The following is a 12,264-nucleotide window of genomic DNA, read 5'->3' on the forward strand; positions in this document are numbered from 1 at the left end:
ATGACACAGCCAGCATTTATCCAGAACATCCTGACTCGCCTCGCCGGCATGCGCCCTGGTGCGCGGGCGGGCCTGGTGACCGCCATCGGTGTGGTGCTTGTTGCGGCGGTGGCAGTTGCCGGAATCTTCGGCGCTCGCACCGTCTTTCCCGCGGTCAAGAATATGGTGATGCCGTACCTGGGAAATGCCCATATCCCGTTGTTGGACAACACCAAATCGCTCTGCGCGGACTTCCGCGACGGATCCGGGCTGTACAAGGGCAACAAGGTCCTGCTCCTCGGTGTCGAGATCGGGACGGTAACGGCGGTCACCAACACGCCCGACCACGTAGAGGTCGACTTCGAAATCCCCGACGACATGGACCTGCCTGCCGACGTGGGCGCGGCAAGCTATTCACAATCGGTGATCACCAATCGCAGTATCGAACTCACCCGGTCGTGGAGCGAGGGACCCAAATTTGTTGGAAATCAATGCATCTCACTGGAAAACACCAGAACACCGGTGACCGTCACCGAATCGTTCTCCGCTATAGGCGAACTTGCCGACACCCTGATGCAGGCAGCGCCCGGCCAAGATCCGGCGAATTCGCCGGGCGTGCAGGCGCTCAACAAGACCCTCAAGGGAGCCGCCCGATCACTCGACGGCGTAGGCCCCGGATTCAAAGAAATGCTCAACAACCTCACCACCATGGTGGGAGATCCGTATAAGGCCGACGCCGACTACCGTCAGCTTTTCGAGAACAGCGCCATCGTCACCTCGAACTGGCTGCAGTACTGGAACGAGTTCGCGGGCGTGGTCAAGGTGCTCCCCGATGTCGCCCGGTTGATCGCGGGCATATCGGACAACTTCGCCGTCGGCCTTGACTACCTCACCACCGTTCTTCCCACGGTGAACGGCATGGTGCAGCGTGCCGCCGGCCGGATATACAAGAACCTCTTCGACAAGATCGTGCCCTGGGTGCGCGACATCCTCAACGCCTACACCCCGCATATCCTCACGTTCTTCAGCACCTTGCCGCCAGTGATCAATTGGCTGGCCGATGACATCTACCTGCCCAACACGAAGACCCACAACGTCACCTATGTTCCTCCGCGCGTTGCCATCTCGCCGGATCAGGCCAGCGCCATCTGCCAAAATCTGCGGGACCGGAACACCCCCGGATCCCAGGCGGCGTGTGCACCCGGGACCGCGTCGGACCCGGTGACCCTCGGTTTGACGAACCTGATCATGGGAGCGGCACTGTCATGATTCGACGCCTACTGATCATCCTTTTCGCCACGGCATTCACCGTGGTCCCGGCGTGTTCAACCGAGGCTCTGGACCCCACCAAGATGCCCATGCCCGGTGCCTACATCCCCAAGGACACCTACCGCCTCAAGATCGAGTTCTCCAGCGTGCTGAACCTGCCCGGAAGGGCAAAGGTCGACTCCGGCGGCGTACAAGTGGGCCTGCTGGACCGAGTGGAACTCAGGGGCACCACTCCGGTCGCGTATGTCGATGTCGATGGCAGCGCCACATTCCCGCAGAACGTCAAGGCCGAGCTCCGACAGGCCACCGTGCTCGGCGATATCTACATCGCCATGATCTCGCCCACCGATCCCGCCCCCGCCCACCTCAAGGACGGCGACACCATCGCGCTGGCCAATACGGTGCCGGCCGCGAATGTGGAGGACCTCATGAGGTCCATGTCGAACCTGGTCGGCGGAGGCAGCCTCAACACCATGCAGACCACAGTGGCCAATATGAACAGCTCCTTTCCCCCACCGGAGGAGCTCGACCGCATCCATCGTTCGCTGGCCGGAATGGTCAATGATCTGTCCAACAACCAGGACACCCTCAACAAGATCCTGACCAACATGCAGACCATCAGCGAGTCGTTCCGGGCCAACAAGGGAACATATCGGCGGCTGCTTGCCGAGGGCCCCACCAAGCTGCCCTCACTGGCCAAAGTGGTACTGAGTCTTAGCGATCTGATCATCAACGGTGCACAACTGGGGCGGGAGGTCGGAGAGATCCTGGACTACCCCAACCTCATGCAGATCCTCTCGTACCTCACCCCGTTCATCCACACCACCTCGACCACCGACACCACCGTCCCGGTGCTGGGCGACAAGATGGTCCGCACCATCCGCGACAGAATCATCCCCTTCTTCAAGGATGGTGGCCCCAAGTACACCGTCACCGATATTCAAACCCCCGATGGCACATTGGGTGTCAGCCCCGGGGAACGTGCCGATTCGGTCATTCGCAACATGCAGACGATGGGGCTGGTGCGATGAGGCTCAACGTGCTGGTCACGCTCGCGGTGCTCTCGATCATCTCGCTTGTCGGCGCCGTCTACATGGCGTTTGGGGTACTCGACATCGCCTCCACCAACAAGACCCATCGCATGACGCTCATGCTGGACAGTTCGGGTGGATTGATGTCCACCTCTCAGGTCACCCTGCGGGGAATCAAGGTGGGTCGGGTCACCGATATTCAAGCCACCCCCACAGGTTTGGCAGTCTCGATGGCCCTCGACAGCGGCTATCCCATCCCCGTCGACAGCCAGGTGAGCGTCCAGAACCTCTCGGCCGCGGGCGAACAGTACGTGGAGTTCAAACCCGTTCGTATCGAACCCCCGTACTACAGCGACGGCGCCGTGATCCCCGCCTCGAAGGCAGCGCCCGTATACACCGTGAGCGATCTCCTGCAGAAGGGCAACGCGCTCATCCAGGCCATGAACGCCGACGACCTGGAGATCACGCTCAACAACGTGGCGGCGGGAATCATGGACAACACCAAGACCATCGACCAGTTGGCCACCACCGCAGGTCTATTCGCGCAGATGGTGAAGGATGACAAGCACTACCTGGCACAGCTGATCGGCAATACGTCGACCCTGACTAACGGTCTCGGGGATATCCGTGCCGGCGAGATCCTGAAGCAATCCGCCAAAACCGTCCCGGCCAGCATGGACGGCCTGGTGGCCCTGGTGAAGGTGATCGAGAAGCTCGAACCGCTCGTCGAAGCCGGCATGGGCGACGGGAAGCCGCTGACCGACCTCGTGGACAAGCTCTTCGACTACGTCAATGCCCTGTCCGAACCGCTCTCGGAATTCGTGACGGTCCTCGAGCCGATCGTCGCTCCGCTACGCGATATCAAGTTGGACGCCGGGCACTGGCTGGACTTTTGGGATTCGACATTCAACAACCAGGGCGGAGTGCGAGTCCACCTCGGCGTACCCGAGTGGCCACAGCCCGAATCACCCCCGGCAGCAGCCAAACCCGCCCCACCAGGATCACAGCCAGCCGCACCCAAGACAACCGCGGCGCCACAAACAGCGACAGCAGGAAGGCCCGGATCATGACCGACATCGACGAGCGCAAGCTCACCCTGGATGACGCAGATCCCGAGGAACTCTCGGAGACCACCGACTCGGCAACCGAGGGCCCCGCGAAGGCCAAAGAGAAACCCACAAAGCGTTCGAAAGTCGTTGAAGACGAACCCGATACGGACACGCCGGACAGCGGCGCCAATATCTGGAAGTGGTTTGCCATCGGCCTGCTCGCCGTGGGAATCCTCGGAGCTGTTCTCGGGGTCTGGCAATACCAGAAGTTGTCCGACACTCTCGCCGCTACCCGCGCGGGCGATACCGAACGCACCGCGGCCACCGATGCGGCATCCGCATACGCGATGAAGTCGCTCACCTACAGCTACGAAGATCCTGAGAAGTTCTTCAAGAACGTCAAAGAAGGTGCCGCCGAGCCACTTCAGAGCAAGTACAGCGATGCCGAGAAGCTCCTCAAGGCCATCATGCTGCAGGCGCAGGTGACGTCCAAGGGCGAGATCATCGCCTCGGATGCGGTGGCGCAGCAGAACGGCATCTACCAGGTTGTGGTCACCACCCGGCAGACCACCCGAAACGTGCAGAATCCGGAACCACGGGCCACCACGCTGGTCTTGCAGATCACCGTCAAAAAAGACGGCGACGGATGGCAGGTGACCGATATCGGCCCCAAGAATGCCAGCTCCACCGGCACCATCATGCATCCCGGCGACCAGAAGCTGCTTCCCGAGGAGCTGGCCCCGGCGCCCGGTAAGGTGCCCGCCCCTAGCCTTCCGCCGCTGCCGACGCTTCCCGGTCAGAAGTAGGCAATGCCCCGGCGTATGCACGGTCTGGGCGCTGGCATCGCCGTGGCGGCCCTGCTCGCTTCGGCGCAGGCGATCCACCCGGTTGCCGTGGCACGGGCGGCATTGCCGCCCTGCCCCAGCCGAACCACGATGATCGTCCCGGAACGCTCTATGGCACACACGGATTGCCGCCTGTTGGCTGCCGACGGCACGGGAATCACTTTTGATGTGGAGTACTGGCGGCCGCTCCCCGATAACAACGACGCCCCCGACTATCCGCCGCTGTCGGTCAAGGTCACCATCAAGGACGCCTCCGGCAAAAAGTTGCAAGAGGCCAACGAGCTGCTGGAGCCGTCCAGCCCCGCGCCGGTTGGCTTGCAGGACATCGACGGGGACGGCCGCGACGAAATGATCATTCCGATCGCTACCCGTGTCATGAACGGCGCTGTGAACAGCCGGTTTTCGGTGTGGCGCGCCGAGAAGCAGACAACCCACTTCGAGCGGGTCCAGATGTTCGGACAAGCCATCTACCCCAGCGGCGACGGCTATGTCGTGGTCAACAGCGGTGCGTTCTCCAGCCGCGACCTCGACTTCTACCTACCGACCGCGGCCGGGTACACCCACATCATCACCCTGACGATGACCACCGAGGAAGTTGACCCGGACGGCCGCAAGGTGCTCACCGCAAGCTGCATGGTGCACAAGCAGGCCGGACTGGGGGCCATAGACATGGACTGGGAGGATTCCCCCGTCTTCTGCGATTCGCCTGCGGCCAAGTCGATTTGGCCGGACGCCACGCGGGTCGAGACCAACCGGCGCGTACAAGGTCGCTAGGTCAGACACCGCGCTCTAGGACGAGCCCGGACTGTCCAGGAGCGCAACGAGCGACCGCATACCCGGCCGAAAGCCCCACGCGAACACCACCCGCAGGAGCGGCTGGAGCCAGCGTAGGGGCAACCCGGATACGAATCGCGGGGTTATCGCGACGGTCCAGTGAACGGTACAGCCACCGGGAGCAGAGGTGAGCACATAGTCCTCAGCCCACAACTTCAGCAGTGGCCACGTGCCCGCCACCGCGGAGTAGGTGATGCGATGCGGTGGCTCGTACCGCCAGAATCTCTCACGCTGGATCCACAGAAACCGCCAGGGCACCGACACCGTGCCCATCTCTCGCTCCATGCCGACCGCGCGGCGCGGTTCGTCATACCGCACGCCACACCCAAACGGCAGCCAAGACCAGGCGCGGTCGCTGTCCAACGCCGTCCACACCTGGCCAACGGGCACGTTGAAGGTGTGAGCGGTGCGCAGCACGATGGCCGCCGACTCGAACGCGGAATCATCCGACATCGGGATTCGGCACTTGGGGGCGAGTATCGGCCACCCCATCGTCAGACCACTACCTGCGAATCATTTAGGACCGCAGTCGCATCGATGGACCGAGCCTGTTGTGCATATTGATAATCGCCGGCCGGGAAGTGCCTCGCTGCGCGACGCGCCTGCAGAGTCGTGGTGGGCCGCAGCAGCGGCACATCATCGTCGGCGTTCTTCCAGTACGACCGCACTCCCCGATTGAGTTCGGTGAAGTAGTACTTCAGGTTGCGGCCGTTGCGCAACATGCTCTGGTGGAACTTGTCCAGCGCCTCCTGCCGCACTTCCATGCGGGTAGCGCCACGTTCACCCGCCAACGAGATGGCCCGGACAATGTGGGTGACCGCTGTGTCGGCGAGCCCATGCCATCCGCCATTGCCGGTCCAGGAGTACGGCCCGACGATGATCCAGCGGTTGGGGAATCCGGTGATCGAGACGCTTTCGTACGCCTGCATCCCGCGGGTATTGAAGAAATCGCCGAGGTCACGCCCACCAGCTCCGGTCACTCGGCCCCGTTTATAGGAGGCCGGCTCCGAGAACAGGTCGAATCCCGTTGCCGTGATGAGGAAATCTGCCTCGTGCACAGTTCCGTCCGTGGTCCTGACGCCCTCGGGAACCACCTCGGCGATCGGCGTGGTGACCAGCGAGCAATGCGGCTTGTTGAAGACCCGAGGGAAGGCGGAATTGAGGGTTGGCCTGTTCCCCAGCGGCCCGAAAAACGGCAGAAGATCTCGCGCGACCTGCGGATCCTTCACCACCGCACGTAGATACGCCCCGTACAGTGCCCGTCCGGAGGCATCGAACCATCGCATCAACGGTCGCATGACGGCGCCCGGCGTGTTGATCAGGAACCACAGACCCAGGCTTCCCCCTAACAGGGCCCCCCACTCGATCACCGAGAACAGCCCCGGGATGCGAAGTGCCCATTGCGCAACGACGGGGATCCGGAAGTCGGGTTTCGGAATGCAATAGACAGGCGTCCGCTGAAACACCACGAGCGATTCGGTCTCGTCCGCTATGGCGCCGCACAACTGGACGCCGGTCGCCCCGGTGCCGATCACGGCCACGCGCTTACCCCGCACATCATGTTCCGGCAGCCACTGCACCGGGGTTACTCGGGTGCCGGTAAAGCTCTCGAGCCCCTTGATGCCGGACTGCTTGGGATCGAAGAAGGGTCCGATCGCCGAGATCACGAATCGCGCGGTGATCACCGAGCCATTGGCAAGATTCACACGCCAGCAGTGGTTCTCCTCGTCCCACTCTTCGTTGCGTACATCGACTCCGAAACGGAAGTGCGGCCGCAGGTTGAATCTTTCGGCGACCTGCTGGTGGTAGGCCTGCACCTCAGCTCCGGGTGCGAAAACGCGAGACCACTGCGGATTACGGAAGAACGGGAACTGGTAGATCACCGATGGGATATCGACGGCGATTCCCGGATACACGTTGTCGCGCCACGTCCCACCCAGGTCCGCGGCCCGGTCCAGGATCACAAAGTCCTCCACACCCGCTTGCTGCAAACGCACGCCGGCACACAGGCCCCCGATGCCCGCACCGATGACGACGACGTGATGATCGGGAATTGATGTGGTCATGGGGACTCCTCACTCGATGTCCGGGATGGACAGCTCATTGATACTTTCGTTGTTGATAGCGACAGGCCTTGTGTCATAACGTCTTTCCTGCCCAGAGGGGCTCCCATGGAGCATGGCCCGGGTCGGACTGGGCTCATCGCGCCAGTCCGGCCCGGACCCCCTCCGACGCCGCCGTGGCACGACGCTGGTATCCCCTCAACGGATCGCCGCACCGAGCACCGCGGCGACCCCGATCATGAGCGGCATAGACACGTGTCTCCTGGCTAGTTCGCCGGTACGGCGGCGGCTTTCGCCATCGCGGTGCGATCGCCCGGAACCGTCAGCTTCTCAAATCGGAAGTCGTCGAGCGGGAAGCGTTTACTGGCACGCGTCGACTGGTACGCCGTGGTGGGGCGTAAGAATGAGAAGTCGCCATGACGGTCGATGTAATAGGAGTTGGCGTTGACACACGCACGCCCATGCATGAGCGTCGACTCCGCTTTGGGTGCAATGAAATCAAAGAACCGATCGTTGGCTTCTTCGGTCACCGCGAAGGCCGTCGCGCCGCGCTTGCGTGCCTCGGTGATCACCCGCACGGCGATACGCGTGGCGTTCTCCACCATCACGTGCCACGAGCTGCCGCTCCACGCGAACGGCCCGAAAACCATGAAGGTGTTGGGCAGCTGGGGCATCGTCACACCTTCGTATGCCCTGGCACGATTGTTCTCGTAGTAGTCGGCCAGATCAAAGCCATCACGCCCCTTGACAGGGCGTGCGCGGTAGACCTCGGGGCTTTGGGACATCTCGAACCCGGTGGCGAGCACCAGGACATCGATATCGCGATGCACACCATCCTTGGTGACGACCCCGGTCGGGGTGATCTTGGCGATCGGATCGGTCACCAGATCCACGTGGGGCTGGGTGAAGGTGCGGTAGTAAATATTCGAGACGCTCGGGCGTTTGCACCCGAATCCGTACTCGGGAGTGAGCTTCTTGCGCAGCTCTTTGTCGCGAACCTGGCTGAAAAGGAACGCGCGGCAAGCCCATTTCGGGATCAACGTGATAGGCGCGATCTGCTTGCCGTACACCGTGATCGCCACCAGGCCGACCTCTACCGCGGCCGCGGCGATCCCCCGGATCAGCGACTGCAGGCCGGGGACGTACTTCAGGGCCAGCCGGGCGATACGCGGTATCGGAAAGTCCGGTTTTGCAAACACCCAGATGGCCCGGCGCTGATACACATCCACATGCGAAGCCACCCGGGCCATCTGTGGAATCAGCTGAACCGAGGTGGCCCCGGTGCCGATCACCGCTACCCGCTTGCCCTTGAGGTCGAAATCATGGTCCCAGTTCTGGGTCTGGATCACCTTGCCGCCGAATGAATCCAGGCCCGGGATAGCCGGCACCTTCGGCTCGACGAAGGCACCGACCGCGGTGATGACGTATCTCGACGTCATCACCCGGTCGTCGGCGAGAGTGAGGCGCCATAGGTGGTTGTCCTCGTCCCACTCCCGCTTCATGACCTCGTGCCCCAACCGGAGGTGGTCGTTCAGGCGGTACTGGTCGACCAGGCTCGCGATGTACTGCTGCACCTCTCGCCCCTTGGGAAAGGTGCGGGACCAGTCGGGATTTTTCGCGAAGGAGAACTGGTACACGATCCCCGGGACATCCACCGCCACATCAGGATAGTGGTTGTTGTACCAGGTGCCACCTATCCCGGCTGACCTCTCCAGGATCACGAAATCGGTCAGTCCTGCGCGCTTCAGCCCGATGGCGGCACCGAGCCCACCTATCCCGGCACCGATGACGACGGTCTCATGCTCAGGGGTACTCATAAGGTCGCCTCGACCTGCTGTTCGATACGGCCGTCATATTCACTGCGTGCTCGCCGGTCCACGGGCCCCACAGTCCTGTCGGCATTCACGACTCGCCTACCCAACAGCCACAACCACTCCGGAATCAGATGCTGAAGACGCAGCGCGAGCACTGTGCCCCTCGGGGAACCGACCACCGCGGGCCTGTTGCGCACGGTCCTCACCGCATCGCGTGCCACCCACTCGGGAGGAATGATCCCCAGTTTCTCCCACCATTTGAACGGAATTCCGTCCACAAGCTGCGTGCGGACGGCCGCCGGCATGACCGTCGAGATCGTCACGCCGGTACCGACCAGCTCCTCGCGGGCACTGCGTGCGAATCCGGTGGCAGCATGCTTCGATGCGACATAGCTGGCAAGGCCCGGTGAGTGAATGGCGCCGGCCGCCGATGTCACGTTGATGAAATGTCCTCTCCCCCGGGCGATCATCCGCGGAGCGAGCACCTGGTAGGAGATGTAGTGACTCCAGAAGTTGACGCGCATCGTCGCCTCGGCCACCCCGCGCAGCTCTCCCAGCAGCGGGCCCACGGGCATGATCCCCGCGTTGTTCACCACGATGTCAATGGGTCCGATGGTCTCTTCGACCTCGGTCACCACACGTAGATACTCGTCAAATTCGGCCACATCTAGCGCAAATCCTTGTGCACCCGAGCCGATTTCGCGTGCCGCTCGGGCCGCGGCCTCGCCGTCGAGATCGGCGATGACCACTCGTACACCCTCGCGCGCCAACCGTTGCGCGATGGACAGCCCGATACCGCGGGCGCCACCCGTGACCAACGCGATGGCGCTTTCCATCTGAATCTCTGTGAACTTCATGCGGCCGGCCGGCCCACGTGAGCCCTGACGAACGCCGAGATCTCGCCCACGGCGGCCCTCGCATCGCCAAGCACATCCGCGGCTATCTGGAAGTCGTGCACCTGATTTCTCCATATCTGCAGTTCGACCGGCACCCCGGCCTCGGCTAGCCGAGCAGCCGCGAATTCGGCATCGGGGCGCAGGATTTCGTCACTACCCACCTGAATAAGCGTCGGCGGCAGGCAGGCCAGCACGGCGGGGCCACCCTCGACAAAACTGTCCAGGGCCGCAAGTCCCGCCGTGGACCTTTCCGCGGACAGCATGAGGCGCTCCATGGCGATCAGCGCCGCCGGCGGGAACAACGAGTCGTTGGATTGGCTGGCCAACACCAGCTTGCCCGCGGGGTCGCGCTGCACCAGGGGGGACATGCACACCAGAGCACCCGGCGCGCCGAGACCGCGACGCTGCGTGATCAGGCTGGTGACCAAACCCAGAAAGCCACCCGCGGAATCCCCCGCGATGACGATCTCCTCGGACCGATAGCCGAGGTCGATGAGGTACCGGTATCCGTCGAGCGCGTCCTCGACCGCTGCCGACACAGCGTGCCCCGGCAGCTTGCGGTAATTGACGGCAAGGGACGTGACACCCGCGCCCACGACGATGCGCGAGACCAGCCTGCGGTGCGTGTTCAGCCCGCCGACGACGAACGCCCCGCCGTGCAGATAAAGCACCGCGCCACTGGGCGACTCGCCCGTGGGCGCCATCAGCTCGGCGTCACAGTGTGCGAGCCGCACACGCGAACGACGCACACCTCGCACGGGCCGCAGCACCACGGCCGCCAGGTCTACGACCCGGTACGGCCATGGCAAAAGCGGGAATCGTGCCCACAGCGCAATCACCGGATACGCGAACAGCCGGATGCCCAGCCGCCCCAATCGCAGCAGAAACGTCAGCGAGCCTCGCTCAACGCGTGTGAACTGCACACGCTCCGCATGCAGCGGCACCACATCGGCCGTCATCGGCACTCCCTCGGTGATCTTCGTACACAGGCAACTGTTTAACAGACTGACATGCCATTCATAAAAATACAAGAGCGAGTTCCCGCACTCGCTAGATTGGCCGTCAGCGCTGGTGAGACCAGCTTTCTATGGCTTCACCCAGCGGGGTGGCGATACCGGCAAGGCCGAGATACTCGCGGGCGATCGCCGACCAGGGCGCCTCGGCGCCGAGCTTGCCGAGTAATGCCGCCACACACATCTCGGTACGCCGCGCCATCGTGTGCGTCTCCACCAAACGCTGGTTGCGGATGCCGTCGTAGAACTTGGAGGAGGGCAGCACGGCATCGGCGACCGAGCGCCGACCGATATCCGGCGTCATCCGCAGGCTCCCGTCGCCCAGATGCCAGCTACTGACCGCACGGATGTACTCGGTAGCCGCACTTCGCTCCATGGCCTGCGGGTCTGCCAGGAATCCCGCCGCCACGGCGATATCGAACGCCTCGTCGTCATTCCCGGTGAGCAACGCCCGGAACACCTTGCGCTGCACTTCGGCGTCCTCGGGCTCCATGTCCATGCACAGCCCGAAGTCCAGAAAGCCGACCCGACCATCGGGAAGCAGCATGATGTTGCCCGGATGAGGGTCGGCGCAGAAGAATCCGGTGCGGTACATCTCGCCGCAGTAGAAGCGATAGATCGCCTCCCCCACTCGGTCCCGAACCGGCTGATCCTCACCGATGAGGCCGTCGAAGGGCACGCCGTCGAGGTACTCGGTCACCAGGACGTGTTCGGTACACAGTTCCGTAATCGGCTCGGGGATACGCCACCCGGGATGTTCGCGGAAGGCGTCGAAGATCCGCCGGTGATGAGCCAGCTCGGTGCGGTAGTCGACTTCCTTGATCATCTGTCGCTGCACCTCCGCAACGATGGCCTGGCTATTGCTCGCCGGCATCTTCTTGGACGCCAGCTTCGCCACCAGCTGCAGGTTCTTCAGGTCCGCTCGGACCTTGGACGCGATATCCGGGTACTGGATCTTGACCGCGACCATTCGCCCGTCGTCGAGGCGGGCGCGGTACACCTGCCCGATGGAGGCTGAAGCGATGGCCCCGGCCTCGATGCTCACGATCCGGCCACGCAGCCCGCCCAGCTCGCGGTCCAGCGCCCGGTGCATCGTCTCGTCGGGAACCCTTGGCGCATTGTCGAACAGGGGCGCAAGCCGAGCGGTGAACTCGTCTCTGACCGAGCTAGAGGTGATACCCACATCCACGACGGACAGCAGCTGACCAAGCTTCTGCGCCGCCCCCTTCATCGAGCCCGCGACAGCCACGAGATCGTCGGCGAACCGCAGAATATCGGCGTCCCGACGGGCGGCAACGTCCGCGGCGACCGGCTTTATCGCCGTCGTGATCGCCGACCGCACGGCGTGACCGGCAACAACCTTTCCCAGCGCCGCGGCCCTCTTCGCACGCAGCGGCACGCCGGCCCGAGTTGCGTTGACCTCGTTGTCAACTGGTTCGCCGATGGGAGTGCTCCTTCGTTTCCCACGCCG

General features: G+C 63.3%; 11 protein-coding genes. 5 read left to right on the top strand and 6 right to left on the bottom strand.

Translation table 11 applies throughout. From position 1 onward, the window contains the following. Genes DSM43276_RS19280 through DSM43276_RS19300 form a run of 5 tightly spaced genes read left to right on the top strand, consistent with a single transcriptional unit; the run spans position 1 to position 4,947 of the window. A complete protein-coding gene (locus tag DSM43276_RS19280) occupies positions 1 to 1,248 on the top strand; it encodes an MlaD family protein (RefSeq protein WP_078327933.1) in 1,248 nt (415 codons plus the stop codon). Further along, entirely contained in the window at positions 1,245 to 2,279 is a 1,035-nt protein-coding gene (locus tag DSM43276_RS19285; RefSeq protein ID WP_078327934.1) for an MlaD family protein, read from the top strand. The genes DSM43276_RS19280 and DSM43276_RS19285 overlap by 4 nt, the downstream gene beginning before the upstream one ends. Beyond that, complete coding sequence (locus tag DSM43276_RS19290) at positions 2,276 to 3,349, top strand: MlaD family protein (RefSeq protein ID WP_078327935.1); 1,074 nt, start codon at positions 2,276 to 2,278, stop codon at positions 3,347 to 3,349. Before DSM43276_RS19285 ends, DSM43276_RS19290 begins: the two co-directional genes overlap by 4 nt. After that, positions 3,346 to 4,134: a hypothetical protein gene (locus DSM43276_RS19295; protein ID WP_078327936.1), complete on the top strand. Its 789-nt coding sequence runs from the start codon at positions 3,346 to 3,348 to the stop codon at positions 4,132 to 4,134. Before DSM43276_RS19290 ends, DSM43276_RS19295 begins: the two co-directional genes overlap by 4 nt. Before the next feature lie 3 nt (positions 4,135 to 4,137). Then, positions 4,138 to 4,947 (top strand): hypothetical protein, encoded by an 810-nt coding sequence (locus DSM43276_RS19300; RefSeq protein ID WP_078327937.1) that lies wholly within the window; start codon positions 4,138 to 4,140, stop codon positions 4,945 to 4,947. Positions 4,948 to 4,962: 15 nt separating this feature from the next. Here DSM43276_RS19300 and DSM43276_RS19305 read toward each other — a convergent pair whose 3' ends face one another. The 6 genes from DSM43276_RS19305 to DSM43276_RS19330 form a co-directional block, all read right to left on the bottom strand. Beyond that, positions 4,963 to 5,499, bottom strand: a complete 537-nt coding sequence (locus DSM43276_RS19305) for an SRPBCC family protein (protein ID WP_169053071.1) — start codon at positions 5,497 to 5,499, stop codon at positions 4,963 to 4,965. Positions 5,500 to 5,501: 2 nt separating this feature from the next. Continuing rightward, the gene (locus DSM43276_RS19310; RefSeq protein ID WP_078327938.1) at positions 5,502 to 7,073 is read right to left on the bottom strand and encodes a flavin-containing monooxygenase; all 1,572 of its coding nucleotides are present in this window, start codon (positions 7,071 to 7,073) and stop codon (positions 5,502 to 5,504) included. A 263-nt stretch (positions 7,074 to 7,336) separates the two neighbouring features. After that, positions 7,337 to 8,887 carry a flavin-containing monooxygenase gene (locus DSM43276_RS19315; RefSeq protein ID WP_078327939.1) on the bottom strand — a complete coding sequence of 517 codons (1,551 nt, stop codon included), beginning with the start codon at positions 8,885 to 8,887 and terminating at the stop codon, positions 7,337 to 7,339. Next, positions 8,884 to 9,741 (bottom strand): SDR family NAD(P)-dependent oxidoreductase, encoded by an 858-nt coding sequence (locus DSM43276_RS19320; protein WP_078327940.1) that lies wholly within the window; start codon positions 9,739 to 9,741, stop codon positions 8,884 to 8,886. The genes DSM43276_RS19315 and DSM43276_RS19320 overlap by 4 nt, the downstream gene beginning before the upstream one ends. Next, positions 9,738 to 10,739 carry an alpha/beta hydrolase fold domain-containing protein gene (locus DSM43276_RS19325; protein WP_078327941.1) on the bottom strand — a complete coding sequence of 334 codons (1,002 nt, stop codon included), beginning with the start codon at positions 10,737 to 10,739 and terminating at the stop codon, positions 9,738 to 9,740. Before DSM43276_RS19325 ends, DSM43276_RS19320 begins: the two co-directional genes overlap by 4 nt. 103 nt (positions 10,740 to 10,842) lie before the next feature. After that, the gene (locus tag DSM43276_RS19330; RefSeq protein ID WP_078327942.1) at positions 10,843 to 12,192 is read right to left on the bottom strand and encodes an ABC1 kinase family protein; all 1,350 of its coding nucleotides are present in this window, start codon (positions 12,190 to 12,192) and stop codon (positions 10,843 to 10,845) included. Positions 12,193 to 12,264 lie beyond the last annotated feature (72 nt).

Source organism: Mycobacteroides salmoniphilum (genome assembly GCF_004924335.1).
Classification (GTDB): Bacteria; Actinomycetota; Actinomycetes; order Mycobacteriales; family Mycobacteriaceae; genus Mycobacterium; species Mycobacterium salmoniphilum.